Genomic DNA, 24,825 nt, shown 5'->3' on the forward strand with positions numbered 1-24,825 from the left:
CTGTGACTTGCGCGTTCTCGCGGCGGCGGTGGGGCTCACCGTAGGTAACTTCGGCATCATCGCCGACAAGAGTCCCTATCTCAAGGATTTGTGCTGTCTGGAGATAGGGGAACTGTGAACATGATCGCGCCCGCCATTGCTAGGGCTTCATCGTGACCACAGAGTCGGACTCGCCCGAGCCGGTGCACGAAGCGGCTGATACAGAAGCAGACCAGCACTGGTTGACGCCGGGCGTTGGGAGTGTGGCTGCGGCAAGCTTCTTCTCGGATTCCGGCCATGAGATCGCAACCTCTGTGCTTCCGAGTTTTCTCACCAGTGTTCTTCACGGGTCAGCGGCGTCATTGGGCGTGATCGAAGGGGTCAGCGATGCGCTGACCGGCGTGGCGAAGTTGATCGGCGGTCCGCTGGCGAACGATCCGCCCCGCAGGCGTGTGATGGCTACTGGCGGCTACTTGGTGACCGCTCTTGCAACTGCGGCGATCGGCCTCGCCACTGCTGTGTGGCAGGTCGCCATCCTTCGCGCTCTGGCGTGGGCGTCGCGAGGCGTCCGTTCACCGGCTCGGGACGCGATGCTTTCCTCGCTGGCGCCGCAGCGCGCCTACGGGCGCGCGTTCGGGCTGGAACGTGCAGGGGACAATTTGGGCGCGGTGGTGGGACCCCTCGGGGCCGCCGGGCTTGTCGCCTGGCTGGGCATTCGGCCGGCGATCTGGTTCGCGTTGATCCCCGGCGTTCTTGCCGCGATCGCGATCGGATTCGCCGCACGCGAGGCGCGCCGGCACGGGAACGGTGTCCGACAGCGGATCCGGTTCGACCTGGCCGGCCTACGCGGCGCAGGTCTAGGCCGGCCGTTGTTGCCGATCGTGCTGTTCGAGTGTGGAAACTTGGCGAGCACGCTGCTGATCCTGCGGGCGACGCAATTGTTCCAAGGGCAGGGAATGTCCGCCCCCAGTGCGGTGTCCACCGCCATCCTGATCTATGCGGCACACAATGCGGTGGCGGCCGGAGTGTCGATCCTGGGCGGGCGATGGATTGATCAAACCGGGCCACGGCGGGTGTTCGCGGCAGGAGCGCTGGTCTACGTGCTGGGTTACGCGGTATTCGCGTTTGGGCCGACACCGTGGTGGGCGATTCTGCTGGCCTTCGCGCTTGCCGGCGCGGGCATCGGATTCGCTGAGACAGCAGAGTCTGCGCTGGTGGCTCAGATCCTTCCCGATCATCTGCGCGGCAGCGGCTTCGGCGTCATCGGCGGCGTCCAAGCGATCGGAAACATCGTTGGGACCGTCGTCGCCGGCATCTTGTACACGACCGTCTCACCGACCGCCGGTTTCCTCTACGCGGCGGCGTGGATGCTGCTCTCCTTTACCGGGTCGATCGTGCTTCGGGTCCCGGGCGGGAGCCGGCGTGCCTGACCCGGTGGAGGGCGATGAGCGGTTCGACCGACCGTTGGGCCGAGACTCTGGTGCGCTGTTGAGCTCGGAGGAGGTGCGGGTGTTGTGGGACTTTGTCCACGGCGACATCATGAGCGGCCCGACCCGGCAGCGGCTGAAGGAGTACTGGGGCATGTGTCCCCGGCACTCCTGGGCCTACGCGGTCGTGGAGATCGAACTGTGGGAGGCCGGCGCCGGTGCACGCGGCGGCCACCAACCCTTTGACCTCACGGTCCTCTACACCGATCTTCTGCAGACGATGGCCGGCCGGCTCCGCACCGGCCGGCGTCGGGGCCAGGTCAAGGCGCTCGAGCGGCACGGGCAGTGCGTGATCTGTGCCGACGTGCGCGGCGGCGCACTAGCCGGAATCCTGGTCACGCACGCCGGCATGGACCTGCAGCAGCTCACCAGCGAAGCGAACGAGATGCGCTTCACCGCAGACTGGTTGACCGAAACCCGGCCGATGTGGGCGGCGACCGTCTGCCCCGACTGCGCGGAAGCACACTCGGTGGCCGCACAGCCCGGGACGCTCCCATGCCGTGCGCATCTGCTGTCCGGTCTGGCGATCAGTGACGCGTCTGTGGAGCTGACCCGCACAACGCTGATGGAGTTGGCGGGGCGGGTGCGGGCGCTGACGGACTCGATGACGCAATCGGGGCGGCCGACGACGGAATTGGTGAACGCGTCGTGGGTTCAAGCGGTGAGCTGGTTCAACGGTTGGGACTTCCCGCTGACGCTCACCCGGTCATCGTAGAGGGAACGAGATCCACCACTTGGATCCTCCAAGCCCCGTCGAGGCGCAGCAGCTCGTTAACCGATCCGGTGGGTGCCGCAACCGGACCCACTTCCGGATCGAGTTCGGTCAGTAGCGGTCGGATCACCGCGTCATGGGTGACCACGACGACGGCCCCCTCCGGGTACTGGTCCAGCACAGCATCAAGCGCCGGGCGCGCGCGAGCCATCACCTGGCTGACGGGTTCAACGCCGGGGGCGGCGTCGACACTGCCGAATTCTGCGATCACGTCGGCCTTGATGTGTCCGGTCCACGGGCCGTAGTCACGGTCGTTGAAGCGGTCATCCGCGTACGAGTCAACGCCGGCAGCATCAGCGATGGCCTGAGCAGTGGTCACAGCTCGGGTGAGGGGGCTGGAAAACGCGGCGACCACGCCCTTGTTCTGCAAGTACTGTCCGAGCGCGGCGGCCTCTGCCCGCCCGGTCTCGTCAAGCGGCGGATTCGCCAACCCGCGCAGCCGACCCTCGGCGTTGAACGCGGTCTGCCCGTGCCGCACCAGATAGAGTTGCTGCCCATTCTCCTGCTGCGACATGTGTTCTCCTCTCAGGGCACCGGCTGGGTCAGCGGCGCCGAGTCTTTTGCGTCGAAAATCCGGTGATAGATGTCTTCCCCGAAACTGGTGGGAAGCGGTGGCCCGACGACAAGCCGGAAATCGCGGTTCCCACTCTGGTCCCTGTTGGCTCGCAGGAACAGCGCATCTGCGTCGCCCTGGTCAAATTGGCGGTGCGCGAAGTCATAGAGGTGAGTGACGACGGCAACTCGGATTCCTGCTGCGGTGAGCGCCCCAACGATGTGGCGGAGGATTTCGGAGCCCTCCCGTTCGTTCGTGGATGCGAACGATTCGTTGAGCAGCAACAGGCTGCCGGGGGTGAGCTGGTCGACGATGCTGCTCATGCGGGCGAGTTCTTCATCAAGCTTGCCGCTTTGCATCAAGGGATCTTCTTCCCGTTTGAAATGGGTGAAGATCCCGGCGCGCACCCCGGTTTCGAAGCGGTCGGCGGGGACGAAAAAGCCGCATTGGGCCAGGAGTTGCGCTAGTCCCAAGCTGCGCAAGAACGTGGACTTCCCACCACGGTTCGCGCCGGTGATGATCAGGGTCGAACAGCCGGAGGCATCCACATCGTTCCCGATCACCGTGCTCTGGCTGATCAGCGCGAGCGCCGCATCGTAGAGATTCGTTGACCGGAAGCCGGCGTCGCTGGTGAGTAGGGGAATGCAGGTGCCGGCGCCGGTGCCTGTCAGCGCGTCCTGGAGGTTGATCGCTGCGAGGTAGAAGCCGAGTTCGGTGCGCAGCATGGTGAAGAAATTCTTGATGTGCTCGGTGGACTGGGCAAGAGCGTTGGCCACCAGGCTCAGGCCGTGGTTGCGCAGATCCGCGAGAGCGTTGAATCCGGCCTCGTCCCGGTCCGCGATGGTCATCGAGTGGGCAGGGTGGGCGAAACCGAGCCGTTCGAAGAGGGTCACTTTCTGCTGCAGCGGTCGCCGCAGCACCAGTTCGGTGCCCTTGTTTGCGTGTCCGAGACGGGCCCTGATCAGCACGCCGTGTCGGAACCGCAGCCGGCGCAGATGGTCGTCGATTTCGGCGAAGTAGTCGTCGGAGAGTTCGGCGCTCAGCATCCGGCAGAGCTCGGTGAAGGCTGGCGAGTGGAAGCCGGCGGCGTGCTCATCGGCGATCAGCCGGAGTTGGCGCAGGTGGAGGATGAACATTTCCAAGGCCTCGACCGAGCGATGCAGGCTCGAGGTGGGCGAGCCCAGCCCCCAGCCGTAGATCTTCTTTTCTTCGACCAACGTTTGCACGCACACGGCATACAGGCTCCGGAGCACCTCCGGACGGTTCAGTGCGTCGGTCAGCGCCTGTTGCCGGTAGGTGATGCGCTCCGGGTCGGTCAGCGGTTGCAGCAACGCGGCCTCGGCGACGTTGCGGAGGAACGCGTCGTCGTTTGCCATCACGGTCACGATCGCGTTCAGTTCCAGGTCGGCACCGAGCTGGAGCTGCAGCCTGGTGGGGCGGATCGAAGTATCGAAGTCGATGTCCTTGAAAAGCAGGTGGGCTTTCATGCGTGGATCCTTTCCCGCAACCGTGTCGCCGTCAGCCCGTATCGGGCCGCCATCGCCGTGGCGTGCGCGAGCCCGTCCGCCGGCCGACGACGGATGCGGAAGGTGCGCGTGGTGACCTCAGCCGGGTCGACCTCAGCGACCATGCTGACCGTACCCGGCCCGAGCGCTGAGAGCTCGTCGACGAACGTGACATACACCCCGAGTGCCCCCAGGGTGATGATCCGGTCGAGGATCTGTGTGCCGAGGAAGAGGGCGTCGCTCACGGTGGTCGAGGTGAAGATCTCATTCAGGATCACGATGCTCTCCCCGCTCGCCTGCTGAAGGATCGCGTGAACACGCAGCAGGTCGTCCTCGAGCTTGCCGGTGAGGTTCTGTAGGTTCTCCTGCCGTTCGAAGTGGGTGAAGACGCGGTCGAACAGGTGCAGCGTCGCAGAGGACGCCGCAACCGGCAGACCCAGCGCTGCCAGATAATGCAGCTGCCCGAAGGCGCGGGCAAACGTGGTCTTGCCGCCCTGGTTCGCGCCGGTGACGACAAGAACGCGCTCCTCACCGGTGAGCGAGAAGTCGTTGCCGACAACCGGGTGTGCTCCTCCGGCGAGCTTCGCGGCCAGCACCAGGTCGACGGCGTCGCGCACCGAACTCGTGGGCTCTCTGGTCACCGTCGGAAGACACGTGGCCAGGTCGGGTATCCGTTCCAGATACTCCAGGTAGGCGAGGTAGAACTGCACCTCCCGGTCGAAGCGTGCGATCATCGCGGATTGGAACACGGCGTGCTTCTGCACGAACCGGGCAAGAGCATCGAACTGATCGGGGAACACCTCACCGACCAGGCCGAGGATCCCAGCCTCGACGTGGTTCATCGCAACCGGATCCTGCCGGCTCTGCAGCTTGGACGCGACCTCGCTCTGCCGAAACTTCGAGAACGTAGCGGCGACGTCGGCGCTGTAGTCGGCTTCCTCGGTCAGCGGGAACACGCTGATTCTGCCGCCCTCGATCAGGAACTCATACCGGATCTGCTCGAGCCGGTCAGTGGTCTGGTCGGCATCCTCCGCGAGCGTCGAGAACGCCTCGGAGGCCACGTATTGATCCAACTGGTCGCGGAATCGCAGCATGCCCGAGGAGGCCAGGTCGGCGTCCATGAACCCGGAGGCCAGGCCGCCAACGGCTCGCAGATAGCAGGTCACCGCCTCCAAAGCGACCCGCTGCTTCTGTTGCCGGTAGCGCAGGGAGTCGGCCTCTGCCAGCAGGGTCCGCATGGCGCGCATTCCCTCCGCGAAACCGTGGATGCTCTTCCTCACCCGCGGTTGGGCGAGGTCCTGGATGACAGCGTGCCGGAACTGCACCGCGGCAGCACTAGTTAGCGGTGTGAAGAAGTACGGCCTCAACTCGTACTGGTCACGGCCGGCAGTCACATCAGCGACCAGTTGGTCAAGATTCAAGTCGCCGAACGCATCCGACTCGACCTCCACCAGCTCGATGGCGGGCTCGTTTGGGGAGGATACGAAGAGGATGCTGGCCGAAGGTGCAGTGTTCTCTGCCAATGGGTTCTCCTCTACCTGGACGCCGTGCAGCGCGGTGGTGCAGGTAGAAGCCATTAGCGGACGGTCCGCGGTTGCTGGCGAGCTTCATCGCCACTGACCAGTGTGCACCCGGACGGTGCACGCCACAAGATGTTGACCGCTGTGAAGGATCTGGCAGACTAGGCGCAGCGCACAGCGCTGCGGTGGTGGGGCTCACCGCGAACAACCTCGGCGCAGCCGACAACGGTCCCTATCTCAACTTTCGGGCGCGCCGAAACGAGATAGGAGCCGGTCATGACCGAACACACCCCAACCGATCCCCGCCGAGTAATCCTGGTCGGCGTTGAAGGCAGCCGCCCCGACACGGTTCTCCAGCAGGCCGGGGAACTGGCGCGCGACCTCGGCTGTGAACTGGTGTGCGCACACGTCGACCTCGGGCGTTACACCGTCGAAGAAAACCCCGACGGTTCCGTGCACTCACTCCCTCTGGACCCCGACCTTCCCGAACTGGACGAGGACAGCTTCGACCCGAAACTGGCGGCTCAGATCGAACGCGTGCTGGCGCCCACCGGGGTGAGCTGGAGCGTGCGGGCCCTCGCCGGTGAACCCGCCCGGGCGCTCGCCCACCTCGCGAACACACTGAACGCGCGGATGATCATCGTCGGCACCCACGAAGCGAGCCTCCGACGTGGGATGCGCGAATTCTTCCGCAGCTCGGTCGCTGTACATCTCGCCCACCGCCAGAACCGGCCGGTCCTGGTCATTCCGCTCTCCCCGGTGACCGACGGCGGAGCGCTGCCGTGGGAGTGAGACTCGCTGAGCTCCACCTTCTCCGGCATGGGGAGAGCACCGCGAACGCGGACGGGCTGTTCACCGGCATCACCGACGTGCATCTGACCGCCGCCGGCGTCACCGAAGCCGAACACGCCGCACAGCTCCTGGTCCAATCCGGGGCCGTCCCTGATCGGATCTGGATATCCAGCCTGTCGCGGACAGCCGAAACTGTGGCCGGGATGCTGCCCCTCTTCCTCCCGAAAACTCCCCCGGTGATCGCGGACTGGCGGCTGAACGAACGCAACTATGGAGCGCTGACCGGCCTCTCGAAAGCCGCCGTCGCCACGACGTACGGTCGCCAGCAATTCCTCACCTGGCGGCGCTCCTACGCCACCGCACCCCCGCCAATGGACGTGGCCCGGCTGGACGAGTTCGCACGCACCGAACCCTTCCGATCCCTCCCCCCAGAAGCCCTGACCAGCACCGAATCATTGGGTGACGTGGTCAAGCGGGTCACCCCTTTCTGGCAGGAGCAGCTCAGCCCCGGCCTCATCCTCAGTGCCCGCACCCTGGTTGTCGGGCACGGGAACTCGTTGCGAGCCCTGGCGATGCTCATCCAAAACCTCAGCATCCCCGCCGTTGAGCAGCTGAACCTTCCGACCGGCCACCCGTTGAGGTATCGTTTCGACCTCTCCCCCAGAACGCCCGAACTGCTTTCGGCCACGTATCTGGACCCCGCCGCTGCCGTCGAAGCTGCCACTCTGCTCGCCCGCCAAGGCGGAACCTAGCGCCAGCCCTCCCTGCCCCGAATCCCCCGAATCGAACCGGAACGCATGACCTACGAACGCCTGAACAAGCGCGAACCCGACCGTGCCGACGACCTGCCCATCGACCCCGACCTGGAGGTCGAAGAGCCACAACGTCGCGCGCCGCGGCCGATCCATTTGCACTGGAAGTACATCGGTCTGGTCTTCGTCGGCGGGGCCATCGGAACCTGCATCCGTTACCTGCTTTCCACCGCGATCCCCGCCTGGCAGGGGCTGCCGATCGCGACCTTCACCATCAATGTGACCGGCGCGTTTGCGCTCGGCTGGCTGCTGGAAACACTCTCCCGTGGCGGCCCCGACCAAGGCCTGCGCCGGGCGGTGCGCCTGTTCGTGGGAACCGGGGTCCTCGGCGGTTACACCACTTACAGTTCCTTCGCCGTCGACACCGACGGGCTCATCGCCTCCGCCCAAATCGGCAACAGCATCCTCTACGGTGTGGCCACTGTCCTCATGGGCGCTGCCGCGTCTCTGGCCGGCATCATCATCGGCGCCGCCGTGCACCGTGCTGCACGGATGAAGGCGGGTGCACGGTGATCGCCTGGGTTGTGCTCGCCCTCTCCGCAGCTGGTGGTGCCGGAGCGGCCCTCCGCCTGATCACCGACGGCCTGGTCAAAGCCCGCGTTCGCATCGCCTACCCACTGGGCACCACCGTCATCAATATCACCGGGTCTTTCCTGCTCGGCCTGGTCACCGGGCTCACGCTGTCGCATTTCCTCCCCACCGAGTGGCGGCTGATTCTCGGCACCGGGTTCCTCGGCGGATACACCACGTTCAGCACCGCCAGCTTCGAAACCGTACGCCTGGCCCAAGACGGCCGCTACGCCGCGTCCGCGATCAACGGGTTCGGAATGCTCGCCGGGGCGCTCCTGGCCGCGGGCCTCGGCCTCTGGCTGGGCGGCCTTTTCTGAGAGAGAACAAACTCGCCCTTCCACCCGGCGTGGTTCTCTGGCATGCTGACGCGTGACGCTTCGGCGTCTCGGCGGTGGGGCTCGCCGACACCAACCTCGATGCCGACAACAGTCCCTATCTCAAGCGATCCCCCATGCTCAGAGATAGGAGACCCCATGGTCGACCACGGCTACACCGGACACATCGATCCCACCCATCAGGGCCACTACGTCAGCCACCCCGACGTCCACCCGATCCACATCGAACGAGTGGACGCCCGGCAGATTCTGGACTCCCGGGGATACCCCACAGTCGCCGTGACAATGCACCTTGGCGACGGAGCCGTGGTTACCGCGTCAGCTCCCGCGGGCGCATCCACCGGAGCTTTCGAAGCCGCCGAGCTGCGCGATGACGGGCCGTCCTACTCCGGTCGCAGCGTCCACCGTGCCGTAAGTTCGGTCACCGAGGAAATCTCTCCGCTGCTCTCCCGCAGCCGCTGGTCCAACATCCGCGAGGTCGACGACGCGATCGGGGCGCTTGACGGAACAGAGAACCTGGCACGCCTCGGCGCGAACGCCGTGGTCGCGGTTTCTATCGCTACTGCGCGGGCGTTCGCGCACGCCGCGGAAGTTCCGCTGCATGTCTGGATCGCACGAGTCACCGACAGCACCGAACGGATGCCCGTCCCCCACTTCAACGTCCTGAACGGTGGCGCACACGCCGCCAACCCGCTCGAGTTCCAAGAGTTCATGATCGCTCCCGTGGGCGCCGCTCACGAGGAAGCCGCCGTCGAAGCCGGCGCCGAGATCTATCACGCCCTTGCCGCCCGCGTGAAAGCGAAGTTCCACACCGCCGGCCTCGGCGACGAGGGCGGATTCGCCCCCGACATCGCCAGCCCCGAAGAAGCGATGACTCTCCTTGTCGCTGCCATCCAAGACGCCGGCTACACACCGGGCCTGGATGATGTGGCGATCGCCATCGACCCGGCCGCGAACGGCTTCTACGAACGTGATGGCCAATACAAGATCGCCGGCAACCTGCTCTCCCGTGACCAGCTTGTCGACTACTACCTGCGCCTGCTCGACGAGTTCCCCCTGCGCAGCATCGAAGATGGCTTCGCCGAAGACGACCACCAAAGCTGGAAACTTCTCTTCGACGCGGTCGGCGACCGAACACAGCTCGTCGGCGATGATCTCTACGTCACCGACATGCGCCGCATCGCAGACGGGGCGAAGAACCGGTACTCCAACGCAGCCCTCATCAAGCCGAACCAGATCGGCACTGTCACCGGCACACTGGACGCCATCGAGACGGCCAAACATCTCGGCATGCAGGCGATGGTGTCACACCGCTCCGGTGAAACCCTCGACACCTTCATCGCCGACCTCGTCGTCGGCACCGGCGTCGGCCAGATCAAATCCGGTGCGCCCGCCCGCGGCGAACGGGTCGCGAAATACAACCGCCTCACGGAAATCGAAGCCATGGCCCCGCGGATTCCGTACGGCCTGCTGCCTATCCCCACCCCGGCGACCGAAACGGTCTCCCCCTAAGCCGCTCGCGACTCTCAGGAGTCCACGCCTGACGCGAGCCGAGAGGGAGCGCTTCCCTACACCAAGCGCTCCCTCTCACCTTCCTGATGCCGGCAAGAGACTTCCTTGACCGTAATGTTTTCGCCCGCGAAAGCGGGCGCATTTTTAGGTGCATTTTAAGTGTGCCGGCAGCTACACTAGCCATATGGTCAAGCTCCCAACGGTCTCGGATCAGCGGCCAGGTCTCCGTGCTCATGAGGAGTCGATCGGTCTCCCGTTCAATGATCTGGTGACTCGGCTGCGCGACGTCCTCGGCGTACGTCTGGTCGGCTACATCGGTGGCGTGAAGTCGGCCCGCTCGGTCTCCAGCTGGGCCGACGGCCAAGGCTCGCCCGGCGAGAAAGACCAGGAGCGCCTGCGCCACGCGTACCACGCGGCCGCACTACTGCGGGAGCGCTACGACGCCATCACCGTTCAGTCCTGGTTCAAAGGCATGAACCCCTCGCTTGGCGACCAAGCCCCGGCACAGGTGCTGCGCGAGGGCGAGCCGCTGGAGGTCGCGCGCGAGGTGCTCGCCGCGGCGAAGTCGTTCGCCTACATCGGATGAGCCCGGTCGAGCTGAACGTCTCGGGCGACCCGGGACGGGTTTGGCGTGTCGGGTTCGAGCCGGACATATGGGCGTGGACGCCGTGGCGGTATGCGACAGACGACGGCCTGTTCAACGGGCGGTGGGACGATCAGCTCGGGCAATTCCGCACGCTCTACACCTCCGACACCCTGCTCGGATGTTTTCTGGAGATGCTTGCAAAGCTGCAGCCATCAACCGCTCTCGAGGCAGAACTGGACGACTTCGAGGACGACGGAAGTATCGCCCATCACCCTGAGGGCGGGAGTGGCGAGGTAGGCCATTCCTGGCTGAACGGCCGAATGTACGGGGACGCCGAACAGACCGGCCGGTACTGCTTCATCACGCACTCCGATAGCCTCGCCACACTCAAAGCCCATTACCGGTTCGACCGGCACGACATCGCACTCGTTGACGTCGACAGCGCGCTCCTGAAGGACGCCCGAGACCGGGTACTGACCCGGTCGATCGCGCACTGGGTCTACGACCTGCGCGGCGAGGACCGCACCGAACTCGTTGACGGCATCGAGTTCCGATCCCGCCACGGCGACGAGATCCGCATGTGGGCGATGTTCGAGCGCTCTGACGATGAGCAGCGCAGCAGCCACATCGACCCCCACAGCGACCCACACCGCGTCACGCGGGAGACCGATGAGCTAATCGAGGCGTTCCGACGCCTCGGCCTGCGCTGGATCGACGACTGACTGGCATGGAAGACTCCAGGCGGCCGAACAGGCGGCCATCGAAGGTTCGCGGGGCTGACCGGTGGCCGCCCGGCCGAGGGACCGCTGCGCCGAGGAGGGATAGCGTGGGCGGGTGCGAAGACTGAGGCGTTCGTGGACATTGCAGGCCTGAGGCTGTTGGTGGCGGTCGCCCGGACGGGTAGCATCTCCTCTGCAGCCCGCGAAGCAGGCGTCACGCAACAGGCGGCGTCGATGCGGCTCGCGGCGCTGGAACTGGATCTGGGTGCTGCTCTGCTCGTTCGCAGCACTCGGGGCGCGCATCCGACCGAGACCGGCGCCCTCATCGTGGAGTGGGCCGCCGACCTCCTGGACGCCACGGAACGGTTCGACGCCTCCGTCGCCTCCCTGCGCCAGGCGACGGACGACACGCTGCGTATCGCCGCCAGCATGACGATCGCGGAGCATCTCGCGCCGCGCTGGCTCACGGCGCTGAGTACCGGCGGGCGGGGGCCGCGCATCGAGCTGACGGCCGCGAACAGCGAAGCGGTCCTCCTGGCCGTCCGCAGCTCGGCGGCGACGATCGGGTTCATCGAGACGCCGGATGTGCCCACCGATCTGGCGACTATGGAGTTCGCGTCGGATGAGCTGGTCGTGGTCGTCGGACGCACCCATCCGTGGGCGCGGCGGCCCCGCGGCATCTCAGCGGAGGAGCTCGCCGGCGCTCCCCTGGTCTCCCGCGAACGCGGCTCGGGCACCCGTCTCGCATTGGAGCGCGCCCTGACGGGCGCCGGTCATCCGCCGGTTCGGCCGGCGCTGGAGCTCTCCTCCACCAGTGCGATCCGCGCGACCGCTGCGGCAGGCGACCACCCTGCCGTGCTGAGCATCCTCGCTGTGCGCGAGCAGATCGCCGCCGGGACCCTCGTCAAAGTCCCGATCCGGCAGTTGCGCATCACCCGGCCGCTGACCGCGGTGTGGCGACGCAGCGGGTCGGGCGTGCCCGCGAGCGCACGTCCGCTGCTGGAGGTCGTGCACGCGATCTCGTGACGGCGGTCAGAGCTGCCCGGTGATGGCGAGCACTCCCAAGCTGGTGACGGTGACGAGCGTCGACAGCACGGCGCCCAGCACCAGCGGCCGCCAGCCGGCGCGACGGATCGCCCCCACATCGGTGGACAGGCCGATCCCCCCGAGCGCCACCGCTACCAGGAACACGCTCGCCGTCACGAGCCCTTCGTGCACGTCGGCGGGAACCGCGATGAGCGTATTGGCTGTGGCGACGACGAGGAATCCTACGAGGAACCAGGGGATGAGACCGATCAACCGCCGCGCGGTCAGCGGAGCGCCGGCGTTCGTCCGCCGGTGCTCGACCAAGGCGAGCGTGATGCTGATCGGGACGATCATGAGCGTGCGCACGAGCTTGACGACGACGGCGAATCCGAGCGCCGAGGTCGCGAACAGACTCGCGGCGGCGACCACCGAGCTCGTGTCGTTCACCGCAGTGCCCGCGAACAGACCGAATGCGTGGGTGCTCATCCCCAGCGCATGCCCGATGAGAGGGAACACCAGCACGGCGACCGCATTGAACAGGAAGATCGTCGAGACCGCGTAGGCAATCTCGGAACTCGCGGCGCCGATGATGGGGGAGATCGCCGCGATCGCCGACGCGCCGCAGATCCCGGTCCCGACACCGATCAGGGTGCGTTCCCGGCGCGGAATGCGTAGAGCCCGGCCGGCGCCCCAGGCGGCGAGGAGGCACACCGCCAGCGTGGAGAGCATCACGGGAAGGGACTGCACACCCACGACGAGCGCGCTCGACAACGAGAGCTGGACACCGAGCAGGACGACCGCGAGTTGAAGCACGAACTTTCCGGAAAAGCCGATGCCCGGTGCGAATCGGCCGCCCGGCCGGCGAATCATGCTCCCCACGATTCCGATGATGAGGGCCGGGAGGGCGCTGCCGACCGCCGGCACCACGCGCGAGACACCAGTAGCGGCCAGCGCGATCAGAACGGTCAGACCGGCACCGGGCGCGACCTCGACTCCCCGGGCAGCGATCCTTCTCGGCAGAGTCCGGACGGGAGAGAATTCCATGCTTCGACCGTGACGGATCTGCCCGAATCCGGCTAGATCAAGCCGGTTGTGGCGTCACAAGCAACGCTTGTGACGCCACACCATCAAGCCGATCTGACCGGTACCTGCACCGCCAGCGACGTGCCGGCCACCCAGGTGCGGTAGCCCCCGTCGAGGTTGACGACGTCGAAACCGTGCTGGTCGAGGATGCGCGCGGCGGTGTGACCGCGCTGGCCCACCTGGCAGTGCACCACGATCAGGCCGGCCGGCAGCTCGGCGAGCCGATCGCGCAGCTCGTCGACCGGGATGTTCACAGCGCCGGGGATCGAGCCGGCCGCGTGCTCACCGGCCGTGCGCACATCGACCAGGGTGGCGCCGGCGTCCAGCGCGGCGCCGAGCTCGTGCCACTGCAGGGAGCGGGTGGCACCGCTGCGGAGGTTGTCGGCGACGTAACCGAGCTGGTTGATCGGGTCCTTCGCCGACCCGAACTGAGGTGCATACGCCAACTCGAGACGCATCAGACCGGAGGCGGTGATCCCGCCCGCCATGGCGACCGCGATCACGTCGATACGCTTGTCGACACCCTCGCCGCCGACGATCTGCGCGCCCAGGATCGCATCCGTCGCCGGGTCCACGAGCAACTTCATCGACATGGACTGGGCACCCGGGTAGTAGGTGGCGTGCGAGGCAGGATGCGTGTGGATGACCCGGTGCGCCCGCCCGGCAGCGGTGAGCTGCCGCTCCCCCCAGCCCACCTTCGCCGCGACGGCGTCGAAGACCTTCACGATCGCGGTGCCGAGGGCGGGCGTGTTCTGCTCCTCCCGGCCGGCGATGACGTCGGCGACGGAGCGGCCGTGCCTGTTGGCGAGCCCGGCCATGGTGACGAGCGCCTCTGTCCCGCTGAGCGCATCCACCTTCTCGACGCCATCACCGACAGCGAAGATGTGCGGGTCACTGGTGCGGTTGCGAGCATCGACCGCGATCCCGCCGGTCGGCCCCACCCGGAGCCCGGCCGAGCGCGCCAGATCCACGCTCGGCACGACACCCGACGCGTCGATGATGAAGTCCGGCCGAACCGTCGCGCCGTCGCTGAGCAGCACCGCGCCCGCCTCGACCGTGTCGACAGTGACGGAGGTGCGCACGTCGACGCCGTGACTGCGCAGCTGCGCCTCAACAGGCGCAACCATCTCTACATCCAACGGGCTCAGGATGTGTGGGCCGCGCTGGATCAGCGTCACGTGGATGCCGCGGCGCACCAGGTTCTCGACGGCCTCGAGGCCGATGAAGCCGGCGCCGACGACCAAGGCGGAAGGGTTGTCCGCTGCCGCGTCCACCAGCACGCCGATCGCGTCGACATCCTCCACCGTGCGGAGGGTGTGCGTCGGGATGCCGGGATGCCCCGCGGCCTCCCGTGCAGATGCTCCGACGGCGAGGATCAGCTCGTCATAGCTCTCGGTCATGGTCTCGCCCGCGGCGAGGTCGAACACAGAGACAGTGCGCGCGACCGGGTCGATCGCGAGGACCTCGTGGCCGGTGCGCACATCGAGCCGGAACCGGGCCGCCAACGACTGCGGGGTCTGCAGCAGGAGCGATGACCGATCGGTGATCACTCCGCCGACGTAATAGGGCAGCCCGCAGTTCGCATACGAGACGTACGGGCCGCGCTCGAACACCACGATCTCCGCAGTCTCGTCGAGCCGGCGCAATCGCGTCGCGGCCGACATTCCTCCGGCGACTCCGCCAACGATCACGGTCTTCATCCTGTGCACCTCCCGAGGGCGGTTTGGTGATACCCTCCCCGGTATCGTACTATACGGAGGGGGGTATACAGAACCAGCCCTCTACCGGACCCGAGAAAGAGAGTTCCAGACCCATGTGCTACCCCGCCACCTGCAAAGTCTGCGGCAAGACGACCTGGAGCGGCTGCGGTCAGCACGTCGCCGACGTTCGCCGGCGCGTGCCCGCAAACCAGTGGTGCAATGGCAACCACACCGACGCCGAGAAGGCTGCCGCCTCCGGTGGCGGGTTCTTCGGCCGGCTCTTCGGACGCGGCTGACCGTGAGCACCGTCACCCTCACCGCCGGCACACTGAAGGGTCAGATCGAGCAGAACGACATCGTCCTGATCGACTTCTGGGCGGCCTGGTGCGGCCCCTGCCGCATGTTCGCCCCCGTTTTCGAGACCGCATCCGCGCAGCACCCGGACATCGTCTTCGGCAAAGTCGACTCCGAGACCGAGCAGGAACTCGCCGCGGCCGCCGGGATCACCTCGATCCCCACCCTCATGGCTTTCCGCGACGGGGTCCTCGTGTTCTCACAGCCAGGAGCGCTCCCCGCCAGGGACCTCGAAGACCTGATCGGCCAGATCCGCGCCATCGATCCGGCTGAACTCACCGCCGCCAAGGCCCGCACCTGAGCCGAAGAGATACCCTGGCGGGTACCGCGACGCGTCGAGCCCACCCCGCCCACTCGGCGCCATCGGCGCCATCGAGAAAGAAGAACACGCCGTGGCAACTACCGCCGCCGACATCAAGCCCGTCCTCAACCGGCTCCGCCGCGCGCAGGGCCAGCTCAACGCCGTCATCGCCGCCGTCGAGAACGGCGGCAAATGCCGCGACGTCGTCATCCAGCTCGCCGCAGTCTCAAGTGCGCTCGACAAGGCCGGCTTCCAGATCATCTCCACCGCCATGCAGAAATGCATCACCGACCCCGACGACGACTCCGACCCGATGACGGTCGAAGAGCTCCAGAAGCTCTTCATGACTCTCGCGTGAAGGAGATGACCGACGCCGTAACGTCCGGTGTGGTTGTTCACCTCGATGAGGCCGACTCCGCCAAGCACGCCGCCGTCCTCAGGAACGTCAGCAACCTCATCGACGCCCTCGAACAGGGAACAGACATCGAGCTAGTCGTCCACGGGCCAGGGATCAGCATCCTTCTGCTCGACAGCCCGCACTACGAAACCGTCCGCACGCTCCAACACCGCGGACTCACCGTCGACGCCTGCCGGAACACTCTCCGAAGCGAACACATCGACGCCGAGCAACTTGTGGCCGATACCGTCATCGTTCCTTCCGGCATCGCTCACCTCGTGATCCGTCAACGCGAAGGCTGGGCCTACCTACGGCCGTGATGGCGGCGGGCGTGCCCCTCGGGTTATCTTGTAAGGTACGTCCGATGGAGAGCACGACAGCGGGTCCATTCCGCGCCCTGCTGGGGCTTGTTATCTGCGTTGTGGGCGCTGGAATCGCTGTCATCGCGATCATCCTCACCGTCGAGTACGCCTGGGGATGGATCTTCCCCGTTGGGCCAGTCGCGCTTGTTCTCGCCGCGCTCTCCATTCGGTGGGGAACGCGCCTGATCTCGCACTAGGGCGACGCGCACCGACCCGGACCAGAGCGGGAGACCGCGCGGCTCTGCGAATCCGACATCGTGAGCACAATGGGCTGCGCTGCACGCACAGCCGCCCAATCTTCCCCGGCCAGCGATAAGAGAACGTTGAAGTCGAAGAACCCCTCCGGCCAGGACATCGACACCGTACGCCGACCATGACCTCATCCGAAGAGGAGTCAGCGGCCTGATCAACGCGCTCACCATCCAGATTGGACAGGGCTGGATCGGACGCCTTCGGCGTTCTGACTTCCTTACTCTTCTCTCCGATCCGGCAGCCGACCATAGCAAGCTCCGGCAACTCCAGGCCCCGGTCGTCGCTATTTGCAGACTCCACTCGTTGCGCTCACTCCGCTTAGCAACCGCCGCCTCCGGGCATTCCGCTGCCTCCACCCGCTATCGATCTTTGTGCCGGAACGGCCAGAAGAACGATGAGGGAGTTCAAGATCATGAGCGGCAAAGTCACCATCCGGAGCGCGAAGGAGCGACAGGCAGACACGGAGGCACTCCACGCGTCGATCGCAGAGCAGGTCCAACAACTCGCCGAAAGCGGCCAGTGGCGGGCGTTCCTTGAGTTCGCCCGCTCCTTCCACAACTACAGCCTGAACAACCTCCTCCTGATCCTCTCCCAGAACCCCAACGCGACCGTCGTCGCCGGCTTCCGACAGTGGCAGACCAGGGGACGACAAGTTCGCAAAGGCGAGAAGGCAATCAAGATCTTCGGCTACCGCGAGAGGAAGGCCAGCCGCGACGACGACAAAGACGAGACCGAAGGCGAACAACAAGTGGTGCGCTACTTCCCCACCCTTTCCGTGTTCGACATTGCACAGACCGACCCAATCGAAGGAGCCGAACCTCTCCCCCAGAACCCAACCCGCCGCCTAACCGGCCACGACGACCACGGCGTCATCGCTCCGCTGACCACGCACCTCCAAGCCAACGGCTGGAGTGTCCAACGCGCACCGCTCATGAACGCGAGCGGGTACACGGATCCCGGACTGCACCGGGTGACCCTGGCGGAAAACCTGGCAATCGAGCACGCGGCCAAAACACTCATTCACGAAACCGCGCATATCAAGCTGCGCCACGTCGAGGATCTCGACGAGTACCACGCCCACCGGGGGCAGATGGAGGTGGAAGCCGAATCGGTCGCCTACATCGTCGCCGGCCTGTCCGGGTTCGATACCAGCGCGTACAGCATCGGCTACATCACGGGTTGGTCCGGCGAGGACACGGCCCTCGTTCGAGACACGGCCGCGCGAGTACTAAAGGCAGCGCACACGATTGCGGCAGTCATCGAAAAGCCTCACTAGGCCGTCAGTCGCAACGCGAAGAGCCCCGATCCGCTCGGACCGGGGCTCTTCGCTGTCGGGGAACGGAACCGCGTTGAAGCGGCTCGAAGAACAGATCGGGCGAGACGTGGTGAGAATGACGCCAAGCGAAGAAGCGAGGACAAGAAGAGAAGGACGCAGATCGAGAGAACCACAACAGAGAACTACAAATACAACTGCCAAGGCTAGAACCGACGGAGCAAGACGAGAAACGACGAAAAAGAGCGAATGCACGTAGGCACTCTTCGAGATGTGCGCGCGCGGTGCGCGCCGAAATGAGCGCGCGCCCGGAAGTTCTAAGTGTGAGAGGTGGAGTGGCGCGCTGGAAGCGCGGGCAGGCGGCCCAAGGGGTCAAGCAGGCGGTGCGCTACGCGTTCGGCGGCGTCTGCGACGCGACACTGACAGCCAAGACCGCCGACGGTGCCCTCGCGGCGGCCGGGTACGCGGACGCGGTGATGACCCGGTACATCGTCGAGAACGGTGCGATCCGCGACGACCTACTCACCCGTTCACAATTAAAGGATTGGGTCGACGGTGTCGACCCGCTGACCGGTCAGCGGAAAGGACGAGACCTCGAGTCGCCAGTCGCGGACCTGGTTCTGGACGCGACGATCAACGCCCCGAAGTCGTTCTCAATCGCTGCGATGCTTGACCCGGAGTTGGCTGCCGCATACGAGGATCTGCAGGACCGACTGCGGGATCGGATCATCAAGCTGTGGCAGGCCGAACTCAACGCCCGCCGCGGAAAGCAGGGCGTCATCCGGGAGGACCTCGCCCGGATCGAGGTCGTCGAGTTGCGACACGAACGTTCGCGTTCGTTGGACCCGCACAAGCACCGCCACCTGTGGCTTAACGTCAAGGTCCAGGGCGTCGACGGAAAGTGGTCGAACGTCGACACCCGGGTCGCGTTGCGATTCCAGAACGTCATCAACGCCGAAGGGGACCTCGCCTCGCGCACCGATCCAGCATGGGTCGCGGCGCTGGCAGCGAAGGGCTTCACGCTGAACGCCGATGGGGAGATCGCGCAGCTGCAACATCTTGTGCGGCCACTCTCGAAGCGGTCAGCTCAGATCGAGGCCAACAAGGCAAGTCACCTCCGCACCTGGAGAGACGAACACGCGGGCCAGGAACCGTCTCCGACAGTGCTGACGCAGATCGATCAGTGGGCGTGGGCGGCCGGTCGGCCGAACAAGCCCAGCAGCCTGGACGAGGAGGATTGGGCTGCGCTGGTCCGCAACGAGCTCTTCGCCGCCGATCCCACGCTTCCTCACCGGCGGCCCCTTGGGGCGGTTCCTACTCTTTCAATCGAGGACCTCGACATCGAACTGTTAGCGGCCAAAGCCGTCGTCGACGCTGACGCACGATCATCCCGCACCGGAGGCCGGTTCAGCATGATGGACGTCCGGGCCGGCACGCTTCGGGCACTCGCAGCAACCGGCGTCGTCGCAGATCGAGAGAGGCTCACAGAGCTCGCTGAGGAAGTCGTTGCGCACTCGCACACGGTCACACTGATCTCCGAATCGAACGCCCCGCAGCACATCAAGCACCTCATGGCAGTGTCCACCGCCACACTGAAGGCCACCCTCGCCCAAAAGGTCGACGGCTTCTCCGCGCCCGGACAGATCCTCGACACGGAAGAAGTCGCCGCAATCGGTCGCGCCATTGAGCCCGAGCGGACGCTCGATGAGGGCCAGCTCGCTGGTGCGGCCGCGATTGGCGGCACATCGCGCAACGTCGTCGTCTCCGGCCCGGCCGGCACGGGAAAGACCACCATGCTCAAGGTCGCGGGCGCTGCGCTCCGCCGACGCGGGCACAAGATGATCATCGTCGCGCCGACCAAAAAGGCTTCAGCGGTAGCGGGACGCGAGACGATGAGTTCCTCGTCGTCGCTTCACCAGCTTCTGCATGAGTTCGGATGGCGCTGGACGTCCGACGCAGCCGGCGCAACGATCTGGAACCGACTATCAATCGGTGAGACGGACTCGACGTCTGGTGGCATCTATCGCGGCCCACGCATCAGCATCTACCCCGGGGATCGCATCGTCGTGGACGAGGCCGGCATGCTGGACCTCGAGGCCGCGTCAGCCCTTCTGGATGTCGTGCAGGGCACTGGCGCAGGTGTCGCTTTGGTCGGGGACCAGCGACAGGCGTTGCCAATCGGACACTCGGGCGCGATGGCGCTCTTCTCTCGCCGTTCGCTTCGGCTCGTGGAGCTCACGACTACTCACCGATTCAACGATCCCGAGTGGGCTGACCTTGCGATGCGACTTCGCGAGCCGCGGAGCGAAGACGAAATGCGTGGCGTAGCTGATGACCTGATCGGCACAGACCATGTCGTGATGACCAATAGCGACGTCGCGGCGCGTGAGGCGATGGTCGACGCATGGTTTGACGCGATGCGGCGTCGCGAGACGATCTCGTTGGTGACCGCTACCCACGCTGAGGCGCAGGAGATAAGCGAAGCTATCCAAAGCCGCCGAATCGAGGCCGGAATTGTGTCCACCGAGTCGGCGTTCTCTGGGCAGTCAGGCCAAACCATATTCATAGGTGATGTGGTTCAGACCCGGCGCAACGACTCTGCTGCTGACGTCCAGAACCGTCAGAACTGGATCGTGAAGGCGATCGGCATATCCCACGTGATCCTTGCGGCGAGCGCCGACTCAACTGACCTGCGGAAAGTCACCCTCGGTTACGCCGGATCGCACATCCACCTCGCGTACGCGACGACCGTTTACGGAGTCCAAGGCGAGACAACCGACCGGTCCCTGGTCGGACCCGGAGTCGATGCAGCTGGCTTGTACGTCGGTCTAACTCGCGGGAAGCAGCACAACGCCGCGGTGCTTGTGGCTCCTACCGAGAGCGCCGCAAAGTCCAAGTTGGTCGAGATGTTGCAACACGAGACCGTAGAAGAGACGCTGGAAAAGTCGCGCGCAGCGGCGCAGACCGAATTCCGACGCTCTGCTCAGTCGGTCGGTGGACCGACAATCGCGGCGCCGGATCAGCAACTTACGTCGGCTGGCCTCAAATGATCCGGCTGTTCGCCCTACCTGGCAAGACCAGTCGCACACAGCTCTCGACCGAGCAGATTCCCTCCGTCCAGAGTTCCACCGTGAGGATCGAACCGGAAGATGGCGATGCCGAGTTCGTCCGCCCTATCGACAGCCTGCGGCAGCACGCCATGGCGAACGAAGATCAGGCCCCGGCGTCCGTCGGCCGCCGAAACCGATGCCGCTCTCGTCACCTGAGCCATGTCGAGGTTGCCACGCTGATTGTCGACCCACGCAAGGTAACCCGCACTGTAGAGCTCGCACGCCTGAACCGCAGCTCCGGCGGCCACGACCGTGTCTGCAGCGCCGAGGTAGATCATCCACTCGCGGCACAGTTCGATTGCTTCATTGTCCGAAGCGCCCCGAGGCTTCGGCTCTGGAGGCTGCCGTTCCACGGAACCAGTCTGCCCGAGACTGCTGTCCTTGTTACCCGCGATGCCTCTCCGGAAGACGAAATGTCAGCGCTCGCACGTAGCCTGGCGCCGCTCACTTCATCGCGGCGCAAAGCCACGATCGGCGATTGGAGCTGAGGATGGGGAGCGTACATCCATACGAGACAGCCGGCGGCAAGCGCTACCGGGTCCAGTACAGAACACCCGAGCGCGACCTGACCGGGAAGCGCGGCTTTCGAACAAAGCGAGACGCTGAACTCTTCTTGGCCTCCGTTGAAGTCGCGAAGGCGCGAGGCGAGTTCGTCGACGCTCGGGCGTCACGATCTACGATCAGTACGCTCGGTACCGAGTGGCTGGCCAACCAGCATCATCTGAAGCCATCGTCACTCCGGCCGGTTGAGATCGCCTGGCGTTTGCACGTGGAGCCCAAATGGGGAAACCGCCACGTTGGCGAGATCCGTCATTCGGAAGTTCAGAACTGGGTTACGGCTTTCACCAAGGGCGAAGACAGACCGCGCTCAGCGACAACCGTCCTTCGTGCCTACGGTGTTCTTGCGGGAATCCTAGACACCGCCGTAATGGACCGTCGGATCCCTTCAAACCCTGCTCGCGGCGTCAACCTCCCTCGCAAGCTGAAAGGCAAGCATAAGTACCTCACCCATTCGCAGGTGGATCTCCTGGCCAATAAGGCGAAGAAGCACAAGCCTTTAGTTCTCTTTCTCGCCTACACCGGGCTGCGTTGGGGCGAGGCGACCGCACTTCGGGTTCGGGACATCGACCTCTCTCGGCGACGCGTGGATGTTCATGAAAACGCTGTCGAGGTGTCTGGCACCATTCATGTCGGCACGCCGAAAACAGGCGAGTCACGGAGTGTCCCCTTTCCTCCGTTCCTGGTGCCGCTGCTCGAAGCATTGTCGGAAACCAAGACGCCTTCACAGCTGCTATTCGGAGATGGCATCAGCTACCTGCACCAACCCGATCGCCGTCGCGGCTGGTATGTCTCGGCGATCGCCAGATCACAAGCGGCGGACCCAGAGTTCCCGCGAGTCACGATTCACGACCTCAGGCACACGGCCGCAAGCCTGGCGATCAGCGCTGGTGCGAACGTGAAGGCCGTACAACGAATGTTGGGCCACTCTTCCGCCGCAATGACGCTCGACACGTACGCCGATCTTTTCGACGACGACCTGGACTCCGTCGCGGTCGCGCTTGACGCTGCTCGTGACCGGGCCATCATGTCCGCGGGTCGATGACCCGCTTCATTCAGGGCTTTCGGATGAATTGCGCAACACAGTGTTGCGCAGGTCCCGCCGGTACCAGAGGGTCAATTCCAGATGTAGTCAAAATGTAGTCAAACGTGCCAGCGCTAACATGCAAAACGCCCCGGATCCCAATGTTTATAAGGGATCGCGGGGCGTTTTCGTGGCGGTACCGGTGGGATTTGAACCCACGGTGGGCTTTCACCCACACAACTTTTCGAGAGTTGCACCTTCGGCCGCTCGGACACGGTACCGCGGACTATCGTACGCGAACGCCCCGCCGACCGCCAATCGACAGCGAACGGTCAGCGCACCACCAGCGCGCGTCAGGATGCGCGCGAGTACAGTGCTGGGAATGGGGACGAAGAGTCGTGTCGCTGTCGGTGCCGGTGTTTCCACGGTCGCGGTCGGGCTTCTCGCGTGGGCGCGGGTCAGGAAGGCTCAGGACGCGCTGGAGGCGAATCGGGTCCGGCTCAATGAGACGCTGCCCGTGCACTCCAAGTGGTGGCGGGACGCGGCCAAGGTGGACGGCGAGCTGTTGTACGTGGCCATCGGCGACAGTGCAGCGCAGGGCATCGGCGCCTCCGCCCCGCGCAACAGTTACGTCGGTGTGATCGCCGACCACATCAAGGCCGCGACCGGTCGCTCGGTCCGGATGGTCAACCTCAGCGTGTCCGGCGCCACCGTCGCCCTCGCGGTGGCCGATCAGCTACCGCGGTTCGCCGAGCTGAAACCGGATATCGTCACCGTCGCCATCGGCGCCAACGACATCGCCGCGTTCGACCCCGACCTGTTCGAGCAGGGCATCCGGAAGGTGTTCGACGCCGTCCCCCAGGATGCGATCGTGGCCGACCTGCCCTGCTTCTACCTGCCGTGGAACGAGAAGAAGGTCGCCGTCGGCAACGCCATCCTGCGCCGCGTCGCCGCCGAGCGCGGGCTCACCGTCGTCCCGCTGCACGACACCATGAAGCGGCAGGGGCTGCGCGGCATAGTCACCCAGTTCGCCGAAGACCTGTTCCATCCGAACGACCGCGGCTACCGGGTGTGGGCGTCCGCGTTCCTGCCGGCCGTCACCGCCCACGTGGTCCGCCGGTTCCCGCGCCGCCCCGTCACCGCGGCGACCCAGCAAGCGCAGCAGCTACCGGGGGCGCAGGCCAGCTGACCGGCAGCTGACCGGCAGTGGATGCCCGGGGCGGCGCAGCACGACGCCTTCCCGCCCCGGAGCCATCACCCCTTCGACGTGCCCGGCGCCAGGTGCGACAGCACCCGCTCCCACGCGGGGATCACCACGAGGTGACCGGCGCCCGGCATCATCTCGACCCGTGCATCCGGGATCGCCTTCTGGTACCAGCTGGCGTGGGCGTTGCCAGCGAGCGGGTCGGCCTGGCCGTTGACGATGAGCGTCTTCGCCGCGATATCGGCGAGGTCGAAGCCCCAGGGGCGCGCGGTGTAGCTGAGGATGTCGGCCGCGACACCGCCAGGACCCTGCCGGAAGGCGTCTTTGAGCATCCGGCCGAGGCGGTCGCGGGCTCCCGGCCTGGCGAGCGCTGCGTCGTCGACCGGGGATGCGCCGAGCAGGTCGAGAGGCACGTCGGCTTCCTGGTCCGCGGCGTTCACCGCGTCGGCCTGCGGCTGCAGCATTCCGCTCAGCTGAGCGAGCGCGGCATCCGGTTCGAGCGTCGCCAGGTGGTCGGACATGGCCTGCAACTGCGGGTCGATCCACTCGACCGCGTCGTTCGGAGCAGGCGTGCCGATGATGGCGACGCGGTCGGCGATGTCGGGGTGCCTGGCCGCGAACGCGAGGGCGATGCGACCGCCGGCCGACCAGCCGGCGATGCCGATGGTCTTCGGGCGGTTGACGCCCATGCCCGACTCGTCCCTGTTCATCGACCGCAGGTATTCGGCGATGTCGTCCGCCGCCTGCGTGATGCTCGGCCAGGTGCCGGCCGGGAGCGGGTCGCTCGAACCGTAGCCCGGGCGGTCGAATGACAGGATGTGCACGTTCCTGGTGCTCGACGCATCCGGATCCGGGTCGAAGACGGACGACCCGGGGGCCGGGTGGCAGAACACCACGATGCGCTCCGCCATCGAATCGCCGAGCGCGGTCACGCCGAGCTTGCGGCCGGACGCCAGTGTGAAGGTCAGATTCGCCATGCCGCCCATTGAACCCCTCACAACCGACACTGGCCAGCAGTTGTCCACAGTCCGCGCGATCC

25 protein-coding genes, 1 tRNA gene and 1 riboswitch are annotated in these 24,825 nt (G+C 65.8%); of the genes, 18 read left to right on the plus strand and 8 right to left on the minus strand.

Annotation, left to right across the window (positions count from 1 at the left end; all coding sequences use genetic code 11):
• Nucleotides 1–152: 152 nt before the first annotated feature.
• Nucleotides 153–1,409 (plus strand): MFS transporter, encoded by a 1,257-nt coding sequence (locus tag HF024_RS15830; RefSeq protein WP_210723968.1) that lies wholly within the window; start codon nucleotides 153–155, stop codon nucleotides 1,407–1,409.
• Nucleotides 1,402–2,181, plus strand: a complete 780-nt coding sequence (locus tag HF024_RS15835; protein WP_168690175.1) for a hypothetical protein — start codon at nucleotides 1,402–1,404, stop codon at nucleotides 2,179–2,181. Before HF024_RS15830 ends, HF024_RS15835 begins: the two co-directional genes overlap by 8 nt.
• On the opposite strand, the gene HF024_RS15840 is transcribed toward HF024_RS15835, so the two are convergent.
• From HF024_RS15840 to HF024_RS15850, 3 genes are read right to left on the minus strand one after another with little or no spacing between them, the layout of a single operon-like run.
• A complete protein-coding gene (locus HF024_RS15840; RefSeq protein WP_168690176.1) occupies nucleotides 2,165–2,752 on the minus strand; it encodes a histidine phosphatase family protein in 588 nt (195 codons plus the stop codon). The genes HF024_RS15835 and HF024_RS15840 overlap by 17 nt on opposite strands.
• An 11-nt stretch (nucleotides 2,753–2,763) precedes the next feature.
• Nucleotides 2,764–4,278, minus strand: coding sequence for a DNA mismatch repair protein MutS (locus tag HF024_RS15845; RefSeq protein WP_168690177.1), 1,515 nt, complete (start codon nucleotides 4,276–4,278; stop codon nucleotides 2,764–2,766).
• Nucleotides 4,275–5,819 carry a DNA mismatch repair protein MutS gene (locus HF024_RS15850; protein WP_168690178.1) on the minus strand — a complete coding sequence of 515 codons (1,545 nt, stop codon included), beginning with the start codon at nucleotides 5,817–5,819 and terminating at the stop codon, nucleotides 4,275–4,277. Before HF024_RS15850 ends, HF024_RS15845 begins: the two co-directional genes overlap by 4 nt.
• Before the next feature lie 37 nt (nucleotides 5,820–5,856).
• Nucleotides 5,857–5,920: riboswitch (Fluoride riboswitch) on the minus strand.
• A 172-nt stretch (nucleotides 5,921–6,092) separates the two neighbouring features.
• Between HF024_RS15850 and HF024_RS15855 the strand changes: the two genes are divergently transcribed.
• From HF024_RS15855 to HF024_RS15890, 8 genes are all read left to right on the plus strand, one after another.
• A complete protein-coding gene (locus tag HF024_RS15855) occupies nucleotides 6,093–6,608 on the plus strand; it encodes a universal stress protein (RefSeq protein ID WP_168690179.1) in 516 nt (171 codons plus the stop codon).
• Nucleotides 6,605–7,360 carry a 2,3-bisphosphoglycerate-dependent phosphoglycerate mutase gene (locus HF024_RS15860; RefSeq protein ID WP_168690180.1) on the plus strand — a complete coding sequence of 252 codons (756 nt, stop codon included), beginning with the start codon at nucleotides 6,605–6,607 and terminating at the stop codon, nucleotides 7,358–7,360. Before HF024_RS15855 ends, HF024_RS15860 begins: the two co-directional genes overlap by 4 nt.
• 45 nt (nucleotides 7,361–7,405) lie before the next feature.
• Nucleotides 7,406–7,933 carry a fluoride efflux transporter CrcB gene (gene crcB, locus HF024_RS15865; RefSeq protein WP_168690182.1) on the plus strand — a complete coding sequence of 176 codons (528 nt, stop codon included), beginning with the start codon at nucleotides 7,406–7,408 and terminating at the stop codon, nucleotides 7,931–7,933.
• Nucleotides 7,930–8,307 (plus strand): fluoride efflux transporter CrcB, encoded by a 378-nt coding sequence (gene crcB, locus HF024_RS15870; RefSeq protein WP_168690183.1) that lies wholly within the window; start codon nucleotides 7,930–7,932, stop codon nucleotides 8,305–8,307. Before crcB (HF024_RS15865) ends, crcB (HF024_RS15870) begins: the two co-directional genes overlap by 4 nt.
• Nucleotides 8,308–8,463: 156 nt before the next feature.
• The gene (gene eno / locus HF024_RS15875; RefSeq protein WP_168690185.1) at nucleotides 8,464–9,837 is read left to right on the plus strand and encodes a phosphopyruvate hydratase; all 1,374 of its coding nucleotides are present in this window, start codon (nucleotides 8,464–8,466) and stop codon (nucleotides 9,835–9,837) included.
• Nucleotides 9,838–10,021: 184 nt separating this feature from the next.
• Entirely contained in the window at nucleotides 10,022–10,423 is a 402-nt protein-coding gene (locus HF024_RS15880; protein ID WP_168690187.1) for a hypothetical protein, read from the plus strand.
• Complete coding sequence (locus HF024_RS15885; RefSeq protein WP_168690189.1) at nucleotides 10,420–11,145, plus strand: RES domain-containing protein; 726 nt, start codon at nucleotides 10,420–10,422, stop codon at nucleotides 11,143–11,145. Before HF024_RS15880 ends, HF024_RS15885 begins: the two co-directional genes overlap by 4 nt.
• A 132-nt stretch (nucleotides 11,146–11,277) precedes the next feature.
• Entirely contained in the window at nucleotides 11,278–12,168 is an 891-nt protein-coding gene (locus HF024_RS15890) for a LysR family transcriptional regulator (protein ID WP_247597151.1), read from the plus strand.
• Nucleotides 12,169–12,174: 6 nt separating this feature from the next.
• On the opposite strand, the gene HF024_RS15895 is transcribed toward HF024_RS15890, so the two are convergent.
• Nucleotides 12,175–13,212, minus strand: a complete 1,038-nt coding sequence (locus HF024_RS15895) for a putative sulfate exporter family transporter (RefSeq protein ID WP_168690191.1) — start codon at nucleotides 13,210–13,212, stop codon at nucleotides 12,175–12,177.
• Nucleotides 13,213–13,295: 83 nt separating this feature from the next.
• Nucleotides 13,296–14,951, minus strand: a complete 1,656-nt coding sequence (locus HF024_RS15900) for an FAD-dependent oxidoreductase (RefSeq protein ID WP_168690192.1) — start codon at nucleotides 14,949–14,951, stop codon at nucleotides 13,296–13,298.
• Between the two features lie 113 nt (nucleotides 14,952–15,064).
• Here HF024_RS15900 and HF024_RS19890 point away from each other — a divergent pair, with 113 nt between their 5' ends.
• From HF024_RS19890 to HF024_RS15925, 6 genes are all read left to right on the plus strand, one after another.
• Nucleotides 15,065–15,247, plus strand: coding sequence for a hypothetical protein (locus HF024_RS19890; protein ID WP_085370134.1), 183 nt, complete (start codon nucleotides 15,065–15,067; stop codon nucleotides 15,245–15,247).
• A gap of 2 nt (nucleotides 15,248–15,249) precedes the next feature.
• Complete coding sequence (gene trxA / locus HF024_RS15905) at nucleotides 15,250–15,606, plus strand: thioredoxin (RefSeq protein ID WP_168690194.1); 357 nt, start codon at nucleotides 15,250–15,252, stop codon at nucleotides 15,604–15,606.
• A gap of 91 nt (nucleotides 15,607–15,697) precedes the next feature.
• Nucleotides 15,698–15,964 (plus strand): metal-sensitive transcriptional regulator, encoded by a 267-nt coding sequence (locus HF024_RS15910; protein WP_168690196.1) that lies wholly within the window; start codon nucleotides 15,698–15,700, stop codon nucleotides 15,962–15,964.
• Between the two features lie 5 nt (nucleotides 15,965–15,969).
• Nucleotides 15,970–16,323, plus strand: a complete 354-nt coding sequence (locus HF024_RS15915) for a DsrE family protein (protein ID WP_247597452.1) — start codon at nucleotides 15,970–15,972, stop codon at nucleotides 16,321–16,323.
• Between the two features lie 688 nt (nucleotides 16,324–17,011).
• Nucleotides 17,012–17,893, plus strand: a complete 882-nt coding sequence (locus HF024_RS15920; protein ID WP_247597152.1) for an ArdC family protein — start codon at nucleotides 17,012–17,014, stop codon at nucleotides 17,891–17,893.
• A 332-nt stretch (nucleotides 17,894–18,225) separates the two neighbouring features.
• The gene (locus tag HF024_RS15925; RefSeq protein WP_247597153.1) at nucleotides 18,226–20,940 is read left to right on the plus strand and encodes an AAA family ATPase; all 2,715 of its coding nucleotides are present in this window, start codon (nucleotides 18,226–18,228) and stop codon (nucleotides 20,938–20,940) included.
• A gap of 14 nt (nucleotides 20,941–20,954) precedes the next feature.
• Here HF024_RS15925 and HF024_RS15930 read toward each other — a convergent pair whose 3' ends face one another.
• Nucleotides 20,955–21,353, minus strand: coding sequence for a hypothetical protein (locus HF024_RS15930; RefSeq protein WP_168690201.1), 399 nt, complete (start codon nucleotides 21,351–21,353; stop codon nucleotides 20,955–20,957).
• A gap of 137 nt (nucleotides 21,354–21,490) precedes the next feature.
• On the opposite strand from HF024_RS15930, the gene HF024_RS15935 reads away from it, so the two are divergent.
• Nucleotides 21,491–22,603, plus strand: coding sequence for a tyrosine-type recombinase/integrase (locus tag HF024_RS15935; protein ID WP_168690203.1), 1,113 nt, complete (start codon nucleotides 21,491–21,493; stop codon nucleotides 22,601–22,603).
• A 170-nt stretch (nucleotides 22,604–22,773) separates the two neighbouring features.
• Here HF024_RS15935 and HF024_RS15940 read toward each other — a convergent pair.
• Nucleotides 22,774–22,863 (minus strand) — tRNA-Ser (locus tag HF024_RS15940).
• Between the two features lie 101 nt (nucleotides 22,864–22,964).
• Here HF024_RS15940 and HF024_RS15945 point away from each other — a divergent pair.
• Nucleotides 22,965–23,771, plus strand: coding sequence for an SGNH/GDSL hydrolase family protein (locus HF024_RS15945; protein WP_168690205.1), 807 nt, complete (start codon nucleotides 22,965–22,967; stop codon nucleotides 23,769–23,771).
• Nucleotides 23,772–23,836: 65 nt separating this feature from the next.
• On the opposite strand, the gene HF024_RS15950 is transcribed toward HF024_RS15945, so the two are convergent.
• On the minus strand, nucleotides 23,837–24,763 hold the full coding sequence (locus HF024_RS15950) for an alpha/beta fold hydrolase (protein WP_168690207.1): 927 nt from the start codon (nucleotides 24,761–24,763) through the stop codon (nucleotides 23,837–23,839).
• Nucleotides 24,764–24,825 lie beyond the last annotated feature (62 nt).

Source organism: Leifsonia sp. PS1209 (genome assembly GCF_012317045.1).
Lineage (GTDB): Bacteria > Actinomycetota > Actinomycetes > Actinomycetales > Microbacteriaceae > Leifsonia.

Bases quoted from the DNA above. Each gene is read 5' to 3' on its own strand.
- HF024_RS15900 (WP_168690192.1), bottom strand. From the start codon at position 14,951: ATGAAGACCGTGATCGTTGGCGGAGTCGCCGGAGGAATGTCGGCCGCG.
- HF024_RS15840 (WP_168690176.1), bottom strand. From the start codon at position 2,752: ATGTCGCAGCAGGAGAATGGGCAGCAACTCTATCTGGTGCGGCACGGG.
- HF024_RS15935 (WP_168690203.1), top strand. From the start codon at position 21,491: ATGGGGAGCGTACATCCATACGAGACAGCCGGCGGCAAGCGCTACCGG.
- HF024_RS15880 (WP_168690187.1), top strand. From the start codon at position 10,022: ATGGTCAAGCTCCCAACGGTCTCGGATCAGCGGCCAGGTCTCCGTGCT.
- crcB (WP_168690182.1), top strand. From the start codon at position 7,406: ATGACCTACGAACGCCTGAACAAGCGCGAACCCGACCGTGCCGACGAC.
- HF024_RS15950 (WP_168690207.1), bottom strand. From the start codon at position 24,763: ATGGCGAATCTGACCTTCACACTGGCGTCCGGCCGCAAGCTCGGCGTG.
- HF024_RS15895 (WP_168690191.1), bottom strand. From the start codon at position 13,212: ATGGAATTCTCTCCCGTCCGGACTCTGCCGAGAAGGATCGCTGCCCGG.
- HF024_RS15855 (WP_168690179.1), top strand. From the start codon at position 6,093: ATGACCGAACACACCCCAACCGATCCCCGCCGAGTAATCCTGGTCGGC.
- HF024_RS15920 (WP_247597152.1), top strand. From the start codon at position 17,012: ATGAGGGAGTTCAAGATCATGAGCGGCAAAGTCACCATCCGGAGCGCG.
- HF024_RS15885 (WP_168690189.1), top strand. From the start codon at position 10,420: ATGAGCCCGGTCGAGCTGAACGTCTCGGGCGACCCGGGACGGGTTTGG.
- HF024_RS15845 (WP_168690177.1), bottom strand. From the start codon at position 4,278: ATGAAAGCCCACCTGCTTTTCAAGGACATCGACTTCGATACTTCGATC.
- HF024_RS15915 (WP_247597452.1), top strand. From the start codon at position 15,970: ATGACCGACGCCGTAACGTCCGGTGTGGTTGTTCACCTCGATGAGGCC.
- HF024_RS15945 (WP_168690205.1), top strand. From the start codon at position 22,965: ATGGGGACGAAGAGTCGTGTCGCTGTCGGTGCCGGTGTTTCCACGGTC.
- eno (WP_168690185.1), top strand. From the start codon at position 8,464: ATGGTCGACCACGGCTACACCGGACACATCGATCCCACCCATCAGGGC.
- HF024_RS19890 (WP_085370134.1), top strand. From the start codon at position 15,065: ATGTGCTACCCCGCCACCTGCAAAGTCTGCGGCAAGACGACCTGGAGC.